This window comes from Hymenobacter lapidiphilus, from assembly GCF_013377885.1.
GTDB classification, from domain to species: domain Bacteria; phylum Bacteroidota; class Bacteroidia; order Cytophagales; family Hymenobacteraceae; genus Hymenobacter; species Hymenobacter lapidiphilus.
This window is the reverse complement of sequence record NZ_JABKAU010000001.1, coordinates 117,425-133,909: the sequence shown is the minus strand read 5'-3', so window position 1 is coordinate 133,909 and position 16,485 is coordinate 117,425. Positions and strand designations below refer to the sequence as shown.

The window sequence follows — 16,485 nt, the reverse complement described above, 5'->3', positions numbered from 1 at the left end:
TAACTATTCACTGTCAAGCTGCTGTGTGATTAGTCGCCGCTTTGCTTTTCTGTCCTGTTTGTGCCGCTCCGCTCTCACATAACCAGACCAGCTATGGTGATTATCCGAATGGAAACGCATCGGCCCGCCATAAGCCAAATGAGAACCCGTTTTAATCATCAGCCCGTTTAGGTGACAAGTAGCGTAGTCGCAAATGTGCTTTGAGTATGTGCCGAAATTTCGGTGGTTCAACTGCTTGCTATCCAAAATCCGCTGCTGATTTCGCTTGATATTCTCCCAAGCCTGCATTTCATCGGCTTTGGTCAATGTTTCGCCCAACGTACTTACCTCAAAAAAAGTCTGAGGATCTTTCAGTTGCAGAAAATCAAACGATTTCGCAAAGGCGGCAACCGCGACTTGCCGCAGCTCCAGCTTCTGCTCAAGGCTCAGCTTCGTGTTTTCCACGATGGAGCGAAACAGGCCGAGCGTATTGAAATCGGTGAACTTCTTGTAGTTCCCAATCAAGTGCAGGTATTCCTCCTGCGTAAGGGTGTTGAATTGCTTACCGACCTTCATAGTAAAGCGTTAAATAGTGGGTGGTTGTACCTAATCTTGTGTTCAGCTATACTATACTGTGCCCTTTCCAATGCCCCAAGATACCATCAAGCTCCCCGAACTCTCCCTCATCATCCTCATCGGCAGCACCGGTGCCGGCAAGTCCACGTTTGCGCGGCGCCTGTTCAAGCCCACCGAAATCGTCTCGTCGGATGCCTGCCGGGGGCTGGTGGCCGATGATGAGAACGACCAGTCGGCCAGCCAGGATGCCTTTGAGCTGCTCCATTACCTGGTGGCCAAGCGCCTCAAGCGCGGGCTGCTCACCGTCGTCGACGCCACCAACGTGCAGGCCGAGGGCCGCAAGCCGCTCATCGCGCTGGCCCGCCAGTACCACGTGCTGCCCGTCGCCATCGTGCTCGACGTGCCCGACGCCGTGGCCCACGGGCGCAATGCCGACCGCCCCGAGCGCCGGCACCTGGGGCCGCACGTCGTGGCCCGGCACCGCCAGGACCTGCGCAAAAGCCTGCGCAACCTCAAGCAGGAAGGCTTCCGGCACATCCATCACCTGCGTGGGGTGGAAGAAGTCGAGGCCGTCCAAAGCATCGTGCGCGACCGGCTCTACAACAACCGCAAGGAGGAAACCGGCCCCTTCGATATCATCGGCGACGTGCACGGCTGCTACGACGAGCTGCTGACGCTGCTCGGACAGCTCGACTACCAGGTCGAAACTGAGCCCATGGCAGACACCCGCGACCTGGGCGTGCGGGTAACCGCCCCGGCGGGGCGGCGGGCTGTGTTCCTGGGCGATTTGGTGGACCGCGGCCCCGCCTCGCCACAGGTGCTGCGGCTGGTGATGAGCATGGTGCGCGATGGCTCGGCGCTGTGCGTGCCCGGCAACCACGACATCAAGCTGCTGCGCCACCTCAACGGCAAGAAAGTAACAGTCAACCACGGCCTGGCCGAAACGCTGGCCCAGCTCGAAAGCGAGCCCACCGCCTTCAAGGGGCAGGTGCGCCAGTTCCTCGACGGGCTGGTCAGCCACTACGTGCTCGACGGCGGCAAGCTGGTCGTCGCCCACGCCGGCCTGACCGAAGACATGCAGGGCCGCGGCTCGGGGGCCGTGCGGGCGTTTGCCCTGTTTGGCGAAAGCACCGGCGAGATTGACGAGTTCGGCCTGCCCGTGCGCTACGAGTGGGCCCGTGAGTACCGGGGCCGGGCCCTGGTGGTCTACGGCCACACGCCGGTGCCCGACGCCGAATGGCTCAACAACACCATTGATATCGACACGGGCTGCGTGTTCGGCGGCCGCCTGACGGCCCTGCGTTACCCCGAGCGGGAGTTGGTAACCGTGCCCGCCGCCCAGGTGTACTGCGAGCCGGCGCGCCCCCTCAACTACCGCGCGGCCGCGCTGCAGCCCGAGGCGCTTGCCGGCGAAGGCGACCTGAGTGCCCAGCAGCAGCACGATGACCTGCTCGATATCCGCGACGTCACGGGCAAGCAGTTCATCGAAACCCGGCTGCTGCGCGGCGTTACCATCCGGGAGGAAAACGCAGTGGCCGCCCTGGAAGTGATGTCGCGCTTCGCCCTGCACCCCAAGTGGCTGCTCTACCTGCCGCCCACCATGTCGCCCACCGAAACGTCCGATCTGCCCGACCTGCTGGAGCACCCCGCCGAGGCGCTGGCCTACTACCAGCAGTTGGGCGTGGAGCGCGTGGTGTGCGAGGAAAAGCACATGGGCAGCCGCGTAGTCGTGGTCATTGGCCAGGATGAGGAAGCCATTCGGCGCCGGCTGGGACTGGTGGGCGAAGGCATCGGCAAGTGTTATACCCGCACCGGCCGCAACTTCTTCACCGACCCCGAACTGGAAACGGCCTTCCTAGCCCGGCTGCGCGATGCGCTGACCACGGCCGGCTTCTGGGACAAGTTCAACACCGATTGGGTGTGCCTCGATGCGGAGCTGCTGCCCTGGTCGGCCAAGGCCCAGGAGCTAATCAAAAACCAGTACGCGGCCGTAGCGGCCGCCGCCAACGCGGCCCTGCCCCAGGTAGAGGCCGTGCTGACGGAAGCCGCGACCCGCGAGCTGGACGGGGTGGAGGCGCTGCTGGCCCGCACCATGGCCCGCCGCACAGCGGCCACCGATTACGCCGAGGCCTACCGCCGCTACTGCTGGCCCGTTAATGGGCTCGACGACCTGCGCCTGGCCCCGTTCCATCTGCTGGCCACTGAGGGCCAGACCTACTTCGACCGCGACCATGCCTGGCACATGGAAACGCTGCGCACGCTCAGCCTCGCCGACCCGGGTTTATTGCGCGCCACGCCCTACCGGGTAGTGCCACTAAACGACCCGGCCGAAGTGGAAGCCGCTATCCAGTGGTGGACCGAGCTGACCGCGTCCGGCGGCGAAGGCATGGTAGTAAAGCCCTACGACTTCATAGCCAACAACCGTAAGGGCCTGCTGCAGCCGGCGCTCAAGTGCCGGGGCCGCGAGTACCTGCGCATCATCTATGGCCCCGACTACCTGCTGCCCGGCAACCTCGAACGGCTCAAGCAGCGCAATGTGAAAGCCAAGCGCAACCTGGCCCTGCGCGAGTTCGCCCTGGGAGTAGAAGGCCTGGAGCGCTTCGTGGCCGGCGAGCCGCTGCGCCGGGTGCACCAGTGCGTGTTTGGCGTGCTGGCCCTGGAGAGCGAGGCCGTCGACCCGCGGCTGTAGGCTACAGCGTCAGGATTTAAGCCAGTGTTAATGCGTTTTACTCCCTGTCAAGCGAAACAGCGCCATGTGCTTCAGCTACTGCTGAAGCACATGGCGCTGTTACTTGTGGGTCTCTACAAATACAGGTAATCCTTTAGCGTATAGCTGCGCCCTGATTCAGCAGCTCCACGCTGAAATTAACCTTCGCATTCAGCGCCTTGAACACCTTCATCACCGTGTCGAAACGCGCGTCGGTCAGGTTGTTTTCCAGCTTGGAAATCTGGGCTTTCTGCACGCCCACCAGTTCCCCGAGCTGCTGCTGGGTCAGGTGGCGTTGCAGGCGGGCTTCCTTGATGGCTTTGCCCAGCAGGTCGAGGCGGAGCTCCTCCTCGAACGCTTCACGCCTGGGGGTGCCAAGAGGGCCAATGTGCTCGTTCACGACTTCGTCCAGGGAATAAAACTGCAGCGGCTCGTCGGGTTTCATGGCTAGTTGGTTTTCTGTTCGAAATAGATTCTGCGGATTCTTTCGGCTTTGTCCAGGTCTGCCTGGGGCGTTTTGCCGGTTTTCTTGATGAGGCCGTGCGTGGTCAGCACCAGCGTGTCCATCGGTCCGGTTTTGTCCCAAAAGGCAAAAATCCGGTAGTGGGTTTTGTTGAATAAGGTTCTGAATTCCCATATGCTATCGGTCAGCTTTTTGAACAACTCCTGGTCGTTGACCAGTTGGGCCTTCCGGATGTTGTAGAGCACCTTCTCGCGGGCCTTCGCATCTAAACCTCCGATAAACTCCCGTACTTCGCCGGAGAGCTGAACCTGGAATTTCTCTTTCATGAGGGACACTTTCAGCCAAGATAAGGTTTCCTGTTTAAGAAACTCCATGCTGGCCCGCATCCAAACCGCCCTCACCAAGCTCGAAGCCACACACAACGTCCGCATCCTCTACGCCTGCGAGTCGGGCAGCCGGGCCTGGGGCTTTCCCTCGCCCGATTCGGACTACGACGTGCGCTTCATCTACTGCCACCCGGCCGCCTGGTACCTCACGCTGGACGAGGGGCCCGACACGCTCAACTTCCCGGTAGACGACGAGCTGGACCTGGCCGGCTGGGAGCTGCGTAAGGCCCTGCGGCTGCTGCGCGGCTCCAATGCCGCCCTGTTCGAGTGGCTGCAGTCGCCGGTAGTCTACCACGAGGCCCTGGATTTCCGGGCCCAACTGGCCCCGCTGCTCCCGGCCACCTTCAACCTCAAGGCCGGCCTGCACCACTACCTGGGCCAGCTGCGGCGGGGCGTGGAGCAGGACCTGACGGGGGAGGACGTGCGGCTGAAGCGGCTGTTCTACGCCCTGCGCTCGGCCCTAGCGGCGCACTGGATTCGGGAGCGGCAGACCATGCCGCCCATGGAGTTTGCGCCGCTGCGGGCGCTGTTGCCCCCGGCCCTGGAGGCCGAGGTGGACGAGCTGCTGCAGCGCAAGGCCGGGGCAAATGAGAAAACCACGGTGGCGCGGCCGGAAGCCGTGACGGCATTTTTGCGGGCCGAGCTGGCGGCGGGCCAGGTAGCAAAGGAGTCGTTGCCGGTGATTCGGGCAGGCAGCGCGGCCAGCGAGCTGGATGCCTTGTTTCAGCAGATGCTACCCGCCGCTTTCCTGGGATAAGGGGCGGCTGGTTTTGCTGACTTGAGCACCGGTTGCCACCCGGCGGGGCAACCGTGGAAGTTGCTGGGGTAGGGAAGGGGGAGACGCCAATCCGCGCTACCTTCGCTCATGACCATTGCCGACCTGCGCGAGCAGCACCTGATTCTCTTCGAAGCCGTGAGCGGCAGCCGGGCCTACGGCACCAACCTGCCTCATTCGGATATCGACCTAAAAGGCGTGTTTGTCCTGCCGGAAGACCGGTTCTTTGGCCTGGACTACGTGCCGCAGGTGGCCAACGAAACCAACGATGAGGTCTTCTATGAGTTGCGCCGTTTCGTGGAACTACTGCTCAAAAACAACCCCACGGTGCTGGAGCTGCTGGGCACGCCGGCCGACTGCATTGTGTACCAGCACCCGCTGTTTGCCCGGTTTCAGGCGCGCGACTTCCTCTCCAAGCTCTGCCGCCAGAGCTTTGCCGAATATGCCGTCGCGCAAATCCGCAAGGCCAAGGGCCTGAACAAGAAAATCAACCACCCCGAGCCGCCGGCCCGTAAATCGGTGCTCGACTTCTGCTACGTGACCGTGGGCGCCGGAGCCCAGCCCGTCGCGACCTGGCTGGCCCGCCAAGGGCATGAGGCCGCGCAGTGCGGCCTGGCCAAAGTGCCCCACCTAACCGACCTGTACGCCTTGTTCACAGACGCCACACCCGACCACCAGCACGGCTACCGCGGGCTGGTGCGCGACCCGGAGGCCTCCCAGGACGTGCTGCTATCGGCCGTACCCAAAGGGGAGGTGCCCGTCGCCTATCTGTCCTTCAACCGCAACGGCTACAGCACCTACTGCCGCGTTTTCCGGGAGTACCACGACTGGGTGGCCAAGCGCAACGCCGAGCGGTACCAGAACACCGTGCAGCACGGCAAAAACTACGACGCCAAAAACATGCTGCACGTATTCCGGCTGCTGCAAATGGCGGGCGAGATTGCCGAAACCGGCCAGCTCCACGTGCGCCGCCCCAACCGGGAGTTCCTGCTGCAAATCCGCCGCGGTGAATTCGAGTACGATGAGCTGGTGACCAATGCCGAGCAACTGGTAACGCAGGTAGAAGCCAGTTTCGCCACCTCGACGCTACCTGAGGCCCCCAACAAAGAAGCGGCCGAGCAGCTGCTCATCCGGCTACGCAAGGCGTTCTATGAACAACGGGCCGCGTGAGCAGTGATACCTGGGACAATGGCAAGGCGGTTCCTACGCCAGCTCGACCTCACCGGCACGGCCTCCCTGCGCCGCGTCGTTACGCTCTCTTCACCAAAGAGCGCTAACCCGCAGGCCGCCACGCTCACCGTGGCCCCCAACCCGTCCGAGCCCGGCCGCCAGTTAACGCTCACGCTCACCGGCCGCGCCAACCAGGCCCTGCAACTGAACTAGCAACGGCCGCCCTTGTCAGGGTGGCCGTTGCCTTAGTTTTTGCGGCTATCTTCGGGACGGGGCATGAGGCAATGCCCGCACAGTTTGGCCGCGGGTAGTCCCCTGGCCCCGCCCTTACTTCCGGCCCGGGTGGCTGGCTCTTCTCCTTCGCTGCTGCTTCCTATGTTTAGAAAACTACTTATCTGTCTGGCCCTGCCAGCAATGGCGGCCTGCACCCGCCCGGCCGCGCCCGGCGCCGGCCGCACCGCCGCCATGGCGACCAGCACGTATTTTCCGGCGGCCGGCCCTGCCTGGCTGCGGCAGAGCCCGGCGGCAGCCGGCTTCGATGGGGCCCGCCTGGCCGAGGCCATTGCCTTCGCCCAAACCCAGGAAACCACCCAGATGACGCCCGATTTCTCCACCCAGGAGGAGATTTTCGGCAAGCTGCTCGGGCCCATGCCCGCCAGCCGGGCCACCACCAACGGCCTGGTAATCCGGCACGGCTATATCGTGGCCGAGTGGGGTGATACCGAGCGGGCCGACCCCACGTACAGCGTGGCCAAAAGCGCGCTGTCCACCCTGCTGGGTATCACGCTTGACCGCGGCCTCATCAAGGACGTGCACGACCCCGTAGCCCGGTACGTGAATGACGGCGGGTACGACTCGGCCCACAACGGCCTCATCACCTGGGAGCACCATGCCCGCCAGACCAGCGAGTGGGAGGGAGAGCTCTGGGGTAAAAACGCTGATTTTATCGGTGCTGCCGCCTTTGGCAAGGGCGAGCGTAAGCCCCGCACCTTGCAGGCGCCGGGCACGTACTACGAATACAACGACGTACGCATCAACCGGTTTGCCCTCTCACTGCTGCGCCTGTGGCAAAAGCCGCTGCCGGTCGTATTCAAACAGGAAGTGATGGACCCTATCGGCGCCTCTAATTCCTGGCAGTGGGTGCCGTATCCCAACGCCGTGGCCACCGTCAACGGCCAGGCCCTGCCCTCGGTGAGTGGGGGCACGCGCTGGGGCGGCGGACTGCGCATCAGCGCCCGCGACGAGGCCCGTTTTGGCTACCTGATGCTGCGCCAGGGCCGCTGGAATGGCCGCCAGATTGTGTCGTCCGACTGGGTACGGCAGGCCACCGCGCGTGGCCCCGTTGGGCCCGACTACGGCTACCTGTGGTGGCTCAACACCGAAAAGAAAGCCTGGCCCGACGCCCCGGCCACTAGCTATGCCGCTCTGGGCGCGGGCTCCAATACCGTATGGGTCGACCCCGAACACGACTTGGTTATCGTATGGCGCTGGCACAACGGCAGCCCCAACGAGTTGATAAAGCGGGTGCTTGGGGCCCTCAACCCCTAAAGGCCCGCTGCTAATCGCACGCTATACCACACACCTCTAAAAACAGAAACGGCCACCTTGCTAAAGGTGGCCATTCTTGTTCCATCCAGCTACGCGCCCGGCTCCGGCGGCTTGCGTTTCCGCTCGCGCCGCACCCCCTTGAACGGATTGCCGTCTTCTTTGACATCCATAAAGCGCCCCGTCTCCGCATCACGCTTCACGTACTGCTTCGTAACCGGGTTGAACGTTTGCGACCGTTTGCGCACGGCCCCTTTGCGGGCGTTGTCGCCGGTAGGAGGGTTGGTTGCCATCTGAAAGAGAATTAAAGAATGAAACATTAAAGCGAAGCCGCGTCCCCGCGCCCCACCACCGGCTGCCGGTCAGTTACCAGACCCGGCTCATCCGCCCCCGGCTGCAGGGCCCCGTTCGGGTCTACCGCCGCCGACGCCACCGCCACCGCCACGCTGCCCGCCAGCACCAGGTAGCTGCCCAGCGTCACCAGCGCCGCCGGCAAGGCCACCGGCGCCGTGGCAATGATGCCGCCCACCGCCGCCAGCGCGGCCCCAATCGTGCGCACCTTCCGAAAAAACCGGGGCGTGGGCAGCGTCACCCGGTCAAGCACTGTCAGTTTCTGATTCATGGTAGTAGTTGTTAGTGAGTAGTTGTCAGTTGTCAGCAGGGGAGAGGCGGCCCCAAAGACCAACCTGTCCCCCGATTCTCGTTTACCTCGTTCCCCCGTCCCCCCCGTCCAGCCGAGCCAGAATCCGGTCGGCCCACTTGTTGCGCGAATCCTGCTCCTTGCTGGCCTCGGTCAGCACCTTGGTGCGCTCCTCCACCAAAGCCATGGTCTTGTCGATATGCGCCAGCCGCTCGGTCAGCTTGAGCACCAGGTCGGTCATCTCCTTGCGCAGCTCGGCCCGCTGCTGCAACGCCTCAATGCGTACCTGTTCGGAATGCAGCTTCATTTCCTCGCGCAGCTTGCCCTCCCGCGCCACGGCCGATATGTGGTAGTCGTCCACCTTCACGGCCAGCGCGGCCGCCTGCTGCTCCTGCTTCTGGCAGGCCACCTTGAGCTCCTCCACCGCCCGCCAGTTCTTCACGAAGTACAGCAGCACGGCCACCGCCCCGGCCACCACCGACGTCACCACGCCCCAGTTGTCCACCAGACTATCCACGCTCATCACCTCCTTTCGCCTCGTAGCCCAATACCTCAAAGTGCGGCCGGTCTTTGAATGAAGGCCAGTCGCCGCCCCACACCACCCGGGCATCGGCGTACTTCATCAGCCGGGCAAACTTGCTCAGCAGCAGCCCCGACCACGACACCGACCCATCGGCCAGCCGAAACGCCACGTCCAGCGCCGGGGTAGGAGGCCCCAGGTTGTGCTTCGACTGCCCCCCGCGCTTATAGGTCACCACCAGCCCTGGCTTGGTGCGCCCCTGCGCGTACAGCTCATTCTGCCGCTCCGCACTCCGGTAGCACTCCGTTATAAACGGCACCCCCACCAGCCGCAGCACCGGGTCGCCCAGCCACCGCCCCAAAGCCTGCTCATAAGCCGCCCGCAAACAGGGCAATGCCTCGCCCAGTCGCTGGGCCTGAAGAGTCGTCTGCTTCCCCGATAGCAGCGGCGGTTGAGCGGGGCGGGAGGAGGCTGCCATGCGCATGAGTTGTTTATTAGTATAATAGGTAAAGTAAAGATGCATAATTTATACTACTATGTAATAATGAATGGCTAAAGCGAAATGTATACTATTGACTTATTCTTATGTGGGCGCTGCCTTCGGCCCGGGCTGTCCAGGGCTTCGCTGCGCTGCGGTGCTGAGCACAGCTCCCGTTGGTCGCTCCCTTCCCATCCCTAGCACATCCTCCCGGTTCCCGTCGATTCGGCCGCTCCGGTGCCGTTCCACGCTCCGGTCCGGGGCCCAAAAAAAGGCCCCCAACCTCCGCTACCGAAACCCACCGCCCCGGCCCGCCTCCTTGCGCTCCTGCGTCGCTCCACTCGGCCGCCCTCTCCCCAACGCACCTGCCTCAGTCTTTCCAGCTCCAGGTGCCGGCCGCTTCCCTTCGCTCAGCCACCAGCCCCCCGATACATCCCCACCGCCCGCCTCCCGCTGGTCAGCCGGCTCCCGCCCCTCACCAGCCGGATTCCAGTCACACAAGAAACCCCCGATTCCAGCCAACGCAGGCAGAAATACAGGGGCAAAATCACATAACAGTCACATAAGATTGCAGCTTGAAGCGGCTCAGAAGCGGCAACAGCGGCGCACCCAGTAGCCCGGCAACAGGGGCGACTCAGGTGTTTGCCGCTGCCAGCTCCACACCGCCCGCAGCTACCGACCCCAAAGCCCCCACAGCCACTTGCCGATTCCTGGCGGCGCTTTCATGCTCAGGCTTCGCCCAGCATCTAGGTTCAAGGTGCGCTTCGCGCGTAGTTTTTCCGGGGGCGGCCCCCCAGACCCCCAATCATTTAAGGGTTGGGTGGTCGGCCGCCCGGTCGGCAGCCCGCCACAACATCAGCGGGGCCGCGTCAGGCTACTGGCAGGGGGTGGCGCGCGGGGCGGTGCCGCCGGTTAGGGGCACAGTGCCGGGCTTGTAGCGGCTCCGGCAGCCAGCCTCACAGCCCCAGCCCGCCGGCTACCGGCCCCGCACCGGGCGCGGGTGCGGCCAGCCACTCCATCGGCTTGCCCAGGCGGGCCGCCCGGCGGGCCGCGTCCAGCGTGCCCCGGCTCACGCCGTCCCAGCACACCAGCACCAGGTCAGCCGCCGCTACCAGCTGCCCGTTGCGCACCAGCGGCGCGGCGGGCCCGTGGGCGCGGTAGTCGGGCCGGTACTCGGTCATTGGCACCCGGTTGCGTCTGGCCCAGCCAGCGGCCAGCTCATCCACGCCCCGCGCCCCACCGCTCACCACTGCCGCCACCTCGTCGGCTCCGTGTAGCGCATCCAGGCGGGCCAGTAGCGCCGGGCAGTGCGCCAGGTCGCGGCTGCCTACCACGGCTATCATTTTTTGCATCCTACTCATATCACAATATACAAATTATTAGCGTATTTAAATGTAAAAACAAGGTAAATATTGTTACCTATTAGTGTATTATATTCAAATAAATAGCGTATATTTAGGTAGTAGTTCGGGAGAGGCCCGGACGCCACGCGCACCCCGGCGGGCCCCCGGTAGCGCACCCCACGGCTAACACTTACAGCCATGTTCACTGCCTTACAATTCTCGCAGCTTGCCGCCGCCGCCTGGTCCGGGCCCGCCGCCAACATCAGCGTCAGCGCCACCCACTACGTCGCCACTTGCGGCAACTCGGCGCACGGTTTCAGCATCAGCTACCACCTCGGCGGGGCCATGTATTACGGTAACGCCCAGTGCCCTTTCGAGGCCGTGGCTACCGCCGTGGCCGCCGCGGCCGCCGCCGGCATTCCGGTTTCGCGCCACAAGGCCCACCGGGCCATTGCCCGCACGGCTGCCGCCCTTTGTGGGCTGCCTTCCATCCGGCCCACCTTCGCCAGCCGCGCCCGCCGCCGCTGTGTAGCCCGCCGCTTCTATGTGTAGCCAGCCCACCCCAGTAGCAGCCGCCCCCAGCTGGGCGGCTGCGCTGCCGGCCCTTTGGTTGCTGGCCCGCGCCCAGGCCGCCCACGCCGATGCCCGCGACCGGCACCTGCACCACCGCCAGCAATGCACCGGCCATAAGCACTGCGCCAAGCTGCTGCGGCAGGCCGCCCGCGCCCTGCTCACCACCGCTGCCCGCGTGTACCACGCCAGCCCCCGCGCCGCCCTCGACCGGGCCGCCGCATCCTCCGCCCGTTAGCGCCCCGCCATGCAACGCCACATCAAAATCGAGTACCGCAACCGGGCCCGTCGCTGGGGCTTTGTGGCCACCGCCAAACTCCTGCTTTCCGGCCATTGGCTCCAGGCCGCCGGCTTCCAGCCCGGTACCGTCGCCCAGGTCGAGGTGCAGGCCGGCCGGCTCATCATCACCCCCGCAGCAGTCCAGTAACCACCGGCCCGCGCCCTCCACGGCGGCGCGGGCCATAACGCCCCGCATCATGCCCGCCACCGCCTACCAGCCCCAGCTGCTCGACCCGCACAGCGCCGACCCGCAACCCGTCTGCCCCGCCAACGGCCGCAACTTCCGGCTGGCTGAACTCTACCAGCTGCTCGACTGCCAGACCGTCGAGGTCGTGCGCCTCTCGGCGGAACTCATCCTCATCATCGACGAGGAGGGCAAGTTCCGCAACCCGGCCTACCTCAACCTACTGGCCACCTACCTCTGGTACCAGCACCAGCCCGCCGCCCGCGGCCAGGATTCCATCGTCGGCCGTGCTCTGCTCTGCCACGACAAGCAATTCAAGTAATCCACCAGGGGCCGGCCCCACCACGCCGGCCCCGCATTTCCCACCACCATGTCAAACGTGAAAGAACACGCCGAAGCCCTGGAAACGGCCATCGGCAACGCGGCCGGGTTTGCCGGGTTCGCCACGGCGGCCGAGTACCTCCAGGATAGAGGGTTCAACGACCGCGGCCCCCGCTTCTTCGCCGTCGAAGTGCTGCACGAGCTGCGCGCCGCCGGCTGGGAGCTGATGTTCCGCAATGCCGAAGACGCCCACTAAAACGGCTCAGGGACCCCGCCGACAAGGGGCCCCACCACCAACCCCAACCCCCACCGCTATGGCCACTGCCACCAAAACCGCCGCCGTGAAGGCCGCACCCGCCGCTACCCCAACCACGGAAACGGCCAACCCCCACCAGCCCAGCCGCGCCTATATGGTGCAGTCGGTAGACGAGGAAACCGGCGACCTCACCGAGACGCCCCGCTTCCGCTACCTGCCCGGCCACCCCAAGCAAATCCGGGCCGACCTCAAAGCCGGCGTGTTCAACGTCAACGGCCAGACGGTGCTCGGCAAAACCATCAGCTTTATCCCGATGGCGCTGCGCATTTTCACCGACAACATTCTCAACATGGGCCGCAAGACGTGGGCCGAAATCTATTTCACCGACCCCGCCGGCCACGTCTGCGCCGTGCTCTTCCACGGCTACAGCGTCGAGAACCTGCAGAAGCTCAATGCCGAGCTGTTCTATGATGATTTGGCCCTGAGCGAGGTGCTGCTGACCATTACGCCCGCCAAGAAGCAGACGGAGAAGGACGGCAAGCCCGCCACCTACTACATCGCTGAGTTCAGCTACGTACCCGCCGAGCCCGCCGAGGTGCAGGCCCGTCGCGAGTTCGCCGAGGACTTTGATTTGTACCGCGAGGAAACCCTGACCGGCACCGCCGAAACGCGCATCGTGCAGGGTTACCGCCTCCCGGCCCGCTACCAGCCCGAGCAGCTCCAGGCGCAACTGGCCGCCGCACCCGCCACCCAAGAAGCTACCGATACTCAATAATTCACCCGGCCCCCGACCCACTAGCAGGGGAGGGGGCCACTTTTCTATTTCCCCATGTTCCAGAACCTGCAACACCACCCAGGGACCACCCAGGCCGGCCACCGCGCCCTGGCCGCCGTCAGTAATACCGACCTGAGCAACTTGGCCGACGAGCTGCTGGGCTGCCCGCGAGTAGTCAATCAGTACCGCAGCGCCGCCCTCAACTTCGGCGCCTACTTCCACAGCGCCACGCTGGAGCCCGACACCTTCAGCCCCATCAACCCCGATGACGCCCGCGACGAGCAGCAGCGCCAGCAGGCCGCCCAGCTGGCCACCGCTATCCGCCGACGCCGCTACCCCCGCCACGTCATCTACTCCAGCCGCGGCCAGGCCGAGCAGACGTACACCGCCACCCACGAGCCCACCGGCCTGCTCGTCAAAGTCCGTCCCGATTTGCTCATCGACAGCCCCAAGCGGCTCCGGCGAACAGTGGTAGACTTCAAAACCACCAGCTGCAAAGACCTGGGCCAGTTCCTGCAGACGGTCGAGAAGTACGGCTACGACCGCCAGGGCGCATTTTACGCCGACGTGCTCGGCGCCCAGCGCGTCGTCCTGATTGCCGTGCAGAAGCGGGCCCCGAAAGGCCAGGAGCCCGCCGTATGGGTCCACGAGCTGACCGCCGAACAGTTGCAGCAGGGCCGAAAGAAGTACGGCAAGCTGCTCCGGTGCGCCGCCGAGCAATCCCCTGCGCTGGCGGCGTAGACGGCTCATCAACCATAGTCTATAAGCCCAACGACCTGCCTCATGTGTATGAAGCAGGCCGTTCAGGCTATTCCGGTATGTCTGCCGGAGCCGGTAATAGGTCAGGGCCCGTAGCGGCTGCGCGTCCAGCAACTCGTAAGTCCGGACGGCGGTACTGGTACTGCCGCCCGACGCCGATACCATGGCTCAGGGCCGCTAGAAGCGCCAGCGCCTATTGCGTGCCTATGCTGAGTAATTGCTTTTGTTTATATAAACTGTTCCAAGAAAGCTTGGGCCCTAAAGTGTTAATGATATCCGCTGCTATGCTTTTTGCACTTCCCGGATCAGTGAAGCTCGCCATATAGATTTCGAGCGGGGCATCATTTTTCAACGCTTCAGCCGCTTTTTTACGCTGTTTGTATAAGTATCCCTTGCTTGCATACAACCAGATCTGTGCAAACGCCTTATTATTAAAGGCGTCACAGTACAGCACTTTTTTGCCGCCCTGTACGACAATGGCAATACCACGCTCTCGGCCTAAATCCTCGTCGTAATCTGCGTACCAGACAATCGGTTGGCCATCAAAAACACCATCTACATGTGTTAAGCGAAGCACCCGTTTGAATGTGAGTGGAAATCCGGGAATCTGGTAAGTCGGTGTCATAAAGAATCAAAGTGATGTAGGTGAAAGTGCTGGAAAGTCAGAATCAAGCTAAAGTGGAGTGCTTCTAGACGTACTCTCGAAAAAAAGGCGTCTTGCGGCGTTCCGAATCGGTATGTGCATTATCGGAAAACACACTGATGTACCAAAAACGGTCTAAGGAGCTAATGGCGTCTATTCAGCTCCTGATGTGCTTCATGGCCAGTTCATCTCGGCAGCCGTAGGTACACCTGCCACGGTCTATAATGAGTTGTGGATGACTTGTGTTACAAATATCATCAACTTCTTTCATATCTTAGTAAAAAAGATATTTGCTATGAAGACACAACATGCCACCGCTACTGTAGAGCAATTGAAACTAATGCTGGCTTCCGCAACTGCCACTCTAGAGCTGTTGCAAAAGCAGCTTGAGAGTGCTAACGCCGTAGTTGATTCACTGTCTGTAGCACCTTCTAAGATAGTTGCTGCTGATTCGCCTGAGCAGAAAACAACTCGTGATACCAGCCGCTGGGAACTGGATGGTGAGGACTATCCCAAAGGCAGGTTCTTATTGGCAGTATTCAAAAGTCGAGTGGCCGGAAAAATGGATATGAAAGAAGTTGAGAGCTTTTTTGACGCTGACAAGGTATTCGCCGGCCAAGCTGTTGTAGGTAACCGGACCCTGTACCAGCTGGCCCACGAGGTGAAAGACGAAACGCGCTTTCATAAGGATGAGGAAATCATCACCAGAGACGGCAAAGTGCTGGTGGTGTCCAATCAGTTTGGCATAAAGAACTTCCCCGCTCTTCTACGTTATCTATCCCGTCACCTCGGCATTCCATTAAAAATGAAGGGTGAAAACCCCTACTCCGATAGGTGGAAGGAGCTGCTAGAGGAATAGATTATCTTAAAATAAGATGGAACTATTTTTCGTTATCTTTTGATTAAGGATATAAGTAGACACTATACCTCAGGCCAAATGACAAAGCAAAGCCATCAAGAGAAAATAGCCCGTTGCCTGGCAGCAATTTTGGCCCTCGATGAAGAAACAGTACAGGCATTCTGCAAGGGCAATCCAGCAGATAAGTTAATTCGCTCATTTACAGAATTTTCGGCTGAGGGGGTGCCTCTCTACCGCCGCGAAGCTGCTAAGCGTCACTACCGTGCTTCTGTTGCGGCTTATACGAGCGGTTTGCCGGCCAAAGAGCTCTACGGTGAACACCTCGTGCCTATTTCCTGCTCGATTAAAAAGATACTAGCTTCAGACCGTAGCGAAGCCACTGTATTACGTCTGTTGCGGGAAAATGAAGTGGTGCTACTCACCAAAGAAGAGGCTGGGTATATCGACCGCTCCTGTGCGAAAGGAGGAATGGGGCTTAAATCGTCCTTGCCGGCCGATGGTGGCTGTCGACTGCAAGCGGCCGGCATTGAGTTAGCATCGGAAACGTTGAGCAATACGCTCTAAACCTCAGAAAGCAGTCTGGCCAATGTGTTTTTTAGTGCTGCATCAAGTGGCCTGGCCATGTCTTGTTCATTTACCGGCCAATAACCGAATAGCGACAACCCCACCGAAGCAGGGGCTTTACACCACGGGCTCTTGCTCCACCATACCTCCGTTTCCCTTTATTCCGTGGTCCATGTCCCGCATCATTGGCAGCCTCATTATCACCTTCGCGCTTTTCCGCGACGCTTTCCGGCACGATAAGCCACTTTCCTATCTGCTGCTATTGGGTAGCCTGCTCTTCTTCGCGCTCATAATCGATGTGCTGCGCGCCATCTTCAGCCGCTCAAAGTAAAGATTTATGTTCCGGCTACTGGTAAAACTGGTCTTCTCGCTGTTGGTGCTGGCTTTCGCCGCCGCCATAGCCCTGGCCTACATCGACGTCCACTATTAATTTCTGCCTTCTTTCGTCTGTTATGCTCACCCACCGACCCAATGGTATCACCCTCCCTGCCGGCGAAACCCATGATATCATCGGACGACTGAAGCTTTATTCCATCCCGGCCCACAAGCGCCCACGCCTCGATGTGGACCGCTATCAGGCCTTCCGAGCCCAAAACGACCAGATGAACTGCCTATTCAGCCTGTCAAGCAAACAACCGCGCCACGCGGTGGGCACTCGCGACACCCCAACGCCGCAGCCATGACGTTGCCGGC

The 16,485-nt window shown here is 62.0% G+C and carries 25 protein-coding genes; 16 read left to right on the top strand and 9 right to left on the bottom strand.

The genetic code is table 11. The features are described from left to right. Window positions 1–3 precede the first annotated feature (3 nt). A complete protein-coding gene (locus HW554_RS00645; protein WP_176906417.1) occupies window positions 4–555 on the bottom strand; it encodes a hypothetical protein in 552 nt (183 codons plus the stop codon). A 70-nt stretch (window positions 556–625) separates the two neighbouring features. Between HW554_RS00645 and HW554_RS00640 the strand changes: the two genes are divergently transcribed. Then, window positions 626–3,244 carry a polynucleotide kinase-phosphatase gene (locus HW554_RS00640; RefSeq protein WP_176906416.1) on the top strand — a complete coding sequence of 873 codons (2,619 nt, stop codon included), beginning with the start codon at window positions 626–628 and terminating at the stop codon, window positions 3,242–3,244. A 133-nt stretch (window positions 3,245–3,377) separates the two neighbouring features. Here the strand turns inward: HW554_RS00640 and HW554_RS00635 are convergent, their stop codons facing one another. Further along, window positions 3,378–3,707 (bottom strand): helix-turn-helix transcriptional regulator, encoded by a 330-nt coding sequence (locus tag HW554_RS00635; RefSeq protein WP_176906415.1) that lies wholly within the window; start codon window positions 3,705–3,707, stop codon window positions 3,378–3,380. A 2-nt stretch (window positions 3,708–3,709) separates the two neighbouring features. Continuing rightward, window positions 3,710–4,051 (bottom strand): type II toxin-antitoxin system RelE/ParE family toxin, encoded by a 342-nt coding sequence (locus tag HW554_RS00630; RefSeq protein WP_176906414.1) that lies wholly within the window; start codon window positions 4,049–4,051, stop codon window positions 3,710–3,712. A gap of 46 nt (window positions 4,052–4,097) precedes the next feature. Between HW554_RS00630 and HW554_RS00625 the strand changes: the two genes are divergently transcribed. The 4 genes from HW554_RS00625 to HW554_RS00610 all read left to right on the top strand — a co-directional run bounded on the left by HW554_RS00625 (window position 4,098) and on the right by HW554_RS00610 (window position 7,604). Then, window positions 4,098–4,868, top strand: coding sequence for a nucleotidyltransferase domain-containing protein (locus tag HW554_RS00625; RefSeq protein WP_176906413.1), 771 nt, complete (start codon window positions 4,098–4,100; stop codon window positions 4,866–4,868). 108 nt (window positions 4,869–4,976) lie between these two features. Then, on the top strand, window positions 4,977–6,056 hold the full coding sequence (locus HW554_RS00620; protein WP_176906412.1) for a nucleotidyltransferase domain-containing protein: 1,080 nt from the start codon (window positions 4,977–4,979) through the stop codon (window positions 6,054–6,056). Between the two features lie 18 nt (window positions 6,057–6,074). Continuing rightward, the gene (locus HW554_RS00615; RefSeq protein WP_176906411.1) at window positions 6,075–6,269 is read left to right on the top strand and encodes a hypothetical protein; all 195 of its coding nucleotides are present in this window, start codon (window positions 6,075–6,077) and stop codon (window positions 6,267–6,269) included. Window positions 6,270–6,431: 162 nt separating this feature from the next. Beyond that, the gene (locus HW554_RS00610) at window positions 6,432–7,604 is read left to right on the top strand and encodes a serine hydrolase domain-containing protein (protein WP_176906410.1); all 1,173 of its coding nucleotides are present in this window, start codon (window positions 6,432–6,434) and stop codon (window positions 7,602–7,604) included. 89 nt (window positions 7,605–7,693) lie between these two features. Here the strand turns inward: HW554_RS00610 and HW554_RS00605 are convergent, their stop codons facing one another. The 5 genes from HW554_RS00605 to HW554_RS00585 all read right to left on the bottom strand — a co-directional run bounded on the left by HW554_RS00605 (window position 7,694) and on the right by HW554_RS00585 (window position 10,591). Next, the gene (locus HW554_RS00605) at window positions 7,694–7,894 is read right to left on the bottom strand and encodes a hypothetical protein (RefSeq protein ID WP_176906409.1); all 201 of its coding nucleotides are present in this window, start codon (window positions 7,892–7,894) and stop codon (window positions 7,694–7,696) included. A 26-nt stretch (window positions 7,895–7,920) separates the two neighbouring features. Further along, window positions 7,921–8,223, bottom strand: coding sequence for a hypothetical protein (locus HW554_RS00600; RefSeq protein ID WP_176906408.1), 303 nt, complete (start codon window positions 8,221–8,223; stop codon window positions 7,921–7,923). A gap of 82 nt (window positions 8,224–8,305) precedes the next feature. Then, window positions 8,306–8,764: a hypothetical protein gene (locus HW554_RS00595; RefSeq protein ID WP_176906407.1), complete on the bottom strand. Its 459-nt coding sequence runs from the start codon at window positions 8,762–8,764 to the stop codon at window positions 8,306–8,308. Further along, window positions 8,751–9,239, bottom strand: coding sequence for a M15 family metallopeptidase (locus tag HW554_RS00590; RefSeq protein WP_176906406.1), 489 nt, complete (start codon window positions 9,237–9,239; stop codon window positions 8,751–8,753). Before HW554_RS00590 ends, HW554_RS00595 begins: the two co-directional genes overlap by 14 nt. Window positions 9,240–10,195: 956 nt before the next feature. Continuing rightward, window positions 10,196–10,591: an SLOG family protein gene (locus HW554_RS00585; RefSeq protein WP_176906405.1), complete on the bottom strand. Its 396-nt coding sequence runs from the start codon at window positions 10,589–10,591 to the stop codon at window positions 10,196–10,198. A gap of 189 nt (window positions 10,592–10,780) precedes the next feature. On the opposite strand from HW554_RS00585, the gene HW554_RS00580 reads away from it, so the two are divergent. From HW554_RS00580 to HW554_RS00550, 7 genes are read left to right on the top strand one after another with little or no spacing between them, the layout of a single operon-like run. After that, window positions 10,781–11,134, top strand: a complete 354-nt coding sequence (locus HW554_RS00580; protein WP_176906404.1) for a hypothetical protein — start codon at window positions 10,781–10,783, stop codon at window positions 11,132–11,134. Continuing rightward, entirely contained in the window at window positions 11,127–11,390 is a 264-nt protein-coding gene (locus HW554_RS00575) for a hypothetical protein (protein WP_176906403.1), read from the top strand. The genes HW554_RS00580 and HW554_RS00575 overlap by 8 nt, the downstream gene beginning before the upstream one ends. Window positions 11,391–11,399: 9 nt before the next feature. Next, window positions 11,400–11,579 carry a SymE family type I addiction module toxin gene (locus HW554_RS00570; protein ID WP_176906402.1) on the top strand — a complete coding sequence of 60 codons (180 nt, stop codon included), beginning with the start codon at window positions 11,400–11,402 and terminating at the stop codon, window positions 11,577–11,579. A gap of 49 nt (window positions 11,580–11,628) precedes the next feature. After that, window positions 11,629–11,937 carry a DUF3846 domain-containing protein gene (locus tag HW554_RS00565; RefSeq protein ID WP_176906401.1) on the top strand — a complete coding sequence of 103 codons (309 nt, stop codon included), beginning with the start codon at window positions 11,629–11,631 and terminating at the stop codon, window positions 11,935–11,937. 48 nt (window positions 11,938–11,985) lie between these two features. Further along, window positions 11,986–12,192 (top strand): hypothetical protein, encoded by a 207-nt coding sequence (locus HW554_RS00560; protein ID WP_176906400.1) that lies wholly within the window; start codon window positions 11,986–11,988, stop codon window positions 12,190–12,192. A 58-nt stretch (window positions 12,193–12,250) separates the two neighbouring features. After that, window positions 12,251–12,967, top strand: coding sequence for a hypothetical protein (locus HW554_RS00555; protein ID WP_176906399.1), 717 nt, complete (start codon window positions 12,251–12,253; stop codon window positions 12,965–12,967). Window positions 12,968–13,021: 54 nt separating this feature from the next. Beyond that, window positions 13,022–13,708, top strand: coding sequence for a PD-(D/E)XK nuclease-like domain-containing protein (locus HW554_RS00550; RefSeq protein ID WP_176906398.1), 687 nt, complete (start codon window positions 13,022–13,024; stop codon window positions 13,706–13,708). Window positions 13,709–13,919: 211 nt separating this feature from the next. Here HW554_RS00550 and HW554_RS00545 read toward each other — a convergent pair whose 3' ends face one another. Then, complete coding sequence (locus HW554_RS00545) at window positions 13,920–14,351, bottom strand: hypothetical protein (RefSeq protein ID WP_176906397.1); 432 nt, start codon at window positions 14,349–14,351, stop codon at window positions 13,920–13,922. A 187-nt stretch (window positions 14,352–14,538) separates the two neighbouring features. Here HW554_RS00545 and HW554_RS00540 point away from each other — a divergent pair, with 187 nt between their 5' ends. The 4 genes from HW554_RS00540 (at window position 14,539) to HW554_RS00525 (ending at window position 16,475) form a co-directional block, all read left to right on the top strand. Beyond that, complete coding sequence (locus HW554_RS00540; RefSeq protein WP_176906396.1) at window positions 14,539–15,228, top strand: hypothetical protein; 690 nt, start codon at window positions 14,539–14,541, stop codon at window positions 15,226–15,228. A gap of 78 nt (window positions 15,229–15,306) precedes the next feature. Next, complete coding sequence (locus HW554_RS00535; RefSeq protein WP_176906395.1) at window positions 15,307–15,792, top strand: hypothetical protein; 486 nt, start codon at window positions 15,307–15,309, stop codon at window positions 15,790–15,792. Between the two features lie 172 nt (window positions 15,793–15,964). Then, window positions 15,965–16,123: a hypothetical protein gene (locus HW554_RS00530; RefSeq protein WP_176906394.1), complete on the top strand. Its 159-nt coding sequence runs from the start codon at window positions 15,965–15,967 to the stop codon at window positions 16,121–16,123. Between the two features lie 121 nt (window positions 16,124–16,244). Beyond that, window positions 16,245–16,475: a hypothetical protein gene (locus HW554_RS00525; RefSeq protein ID WP_176906393.1), complete on the top strand. Its 231-nt coding sequence runs from the start codon at window positions 16,245–16,247 to the stop codon at window positions 16,473–16,475. Window positions 16,476–16,485 lie beyond the last annotated feature (10 nt).

Bases quoted from the DNA above. Each gene is read 5' to 3' on its own strand.
- HW554_RS00645 (WP_176906417.1), bottom strand. From the start codon at position 555: ATGAAGGTCGGTAAGCAATTCAACACCCTTACGCAGGAGGAATACCTG.
- HW554_RS00640 (WP_176906416.1), top strand. From the start codon at position 626: ATGCCCCAAGATACCATCAAGCTCCCCGAACTCTCCCTCATCATCCTC.
- HW554_RS00635 (WP_176906415.1), bottom strand. From the start codon at position 3,707: ATGAAACCCGACGAGCCGCTGCAGTTTTATTCCCTGGACGAAGTCGTG.
- HW554_RS00630 (WP_176906414.1), bottom strand. From the start codon at position 4,051: ATGAAAGAGAAATTCCAGGTTCAGCTCTCCGGCGAAGTACGGGAGTTT.
- HW554_RS00625 (WP_176906413.1), top strand. From the start codon at position 4,098: ATGCTGGCCCGCATCCAAACCGCCCTCACCAAGCTCGAAGCCACACAC.
- HW554_RS00620 (WP_176906412.1), top strand. From the start codon at position 4,977: ATGACCATTGCCGACCTGCGCGAGCAGCACCTGATTCTCTTCGAAGCC.
- HW554_RS00615 (WP_176906411.1), top strand. From the start codon at position 6,075: ATGGCAAGGCGGTTCCTACGCCAGCTCGACCTCACCGGCACGGCCTCC.
- HW554_RS00610 (WP_176906410.1), top strand. From the start codon at position 6,432: ATGTTTAGAAAACTACTTATCTGTCTGGCCCTGCCAGCAATGGCGGCC.
- HW554_RS00605 (WP_176906409.1), bottom strand. From the start codon at position 7,894: ATGGCAACCAACCCTCCTACCGGCGACAACGCCCGCAAAGGGGCCGTG.
- HW554_RS00600 (WP_176906408.1), bottom strand. From the start codon at position 8,223: ATGAATCAGAAACTGACAGTGCTTGACCGGGTGACGCTGCCCACGCCC.
- HW554_RS00595 (WP_176906407.1), bottom strand. From the start codon at position 8,764: ATGAGCGTGGATAGTCTGGTGGACAACTGGGGCGTGGTGACGTCGGTG.
- HW554_RS00590 (WP_176906406.1), bottom strand. From the start codon at position 9,239: ATGGCAGCCTCCTCCCGCCCCGCTCAACCGCCGCTGCTATCGGGGAAG.
- HW554_RS00585 (WP_176906405.1), bottom strand. From the start codon at position 10,591: ATGCAAAAAATGATAGCCGTGGTAGGCAGCCGCGACCTGGCGCACTGC.
- HW554_RS00580 (WP_176906404.1), top strand. From the start codon at position 10,781: ATGTTCACTGCCTTACAATTCTCGCAGCTTGCCGCCGCCGCCTGGTCC.
- HW554_RS00575 (WP_176906403.1), top strand. From the start codon at position 11,127: ATGTGTAGCCAGCCCACCCCAGTAGCAGCCGCCCCCAGCTGGGCGGCT.
- HW554_RS00570 (WP_176906402.1), top strand. From the start codon at position 11,400: ATGCAACGCCACATCAAAATCGAGTACCGCAACCGGGCCCGTCGCTGG.
- HW554_RS00565 (WP_176906401.1), top strand. From the start codon at position 11,629: ATGCCCGCCACCGCCTACCAGCCCCAGCTGCTCGACCCGCACAGCGCC.
- HW554_RS00560 (WP_176906400.1), top strand. From the start codon at position 11,986: ATGTCAAACGTGAAAGAACACGCCGAAGCCCTGGAAACGGCCATCGGC.
- HW554_RS00555 (WP_176906399.1), top strand. From the start codon at position 12,251: ATGGCCACTGCCACCAAAACCGCCGCCGTGAAGGCCGCACCCGCCGCT.
- HW554_RS00550 (WP_176906398.1), top strand. From the start codon at position 13,022: ATGTTCCAGAACCTGCAACACCACCCAGGGACCACCCAGGCCGGCCAC.
- HW554_RS00545 (WP_176906397.1), bottom strand. From the start codon at position 14,351: ATGACACCGACTTACCAGATTCCCGGATTTCCACTCACATTCAAACGG.
- HW554_RS00535 (WP_176906395.1), top strand. From the start codon at position 15,307: ATGACAAAGCAAAGCCATCAAGAGAAAATAGCCCGTTGCCTGGCAGCA.
- HW554_RS00530 (WP_176906394.1), top strand. From the start codon at position 15,965: ATGTCCCGCATCATTGGCAGCCTCATTATCACCTTCGCGCTTTTCCGC.
- HW554_RS00525 (WP_176906393.1), top strand. From the start codon at position 16,245: ATGCTCACCCACCGACCCAATGGTATCACCCTCCCTGCCGGCGAAACC.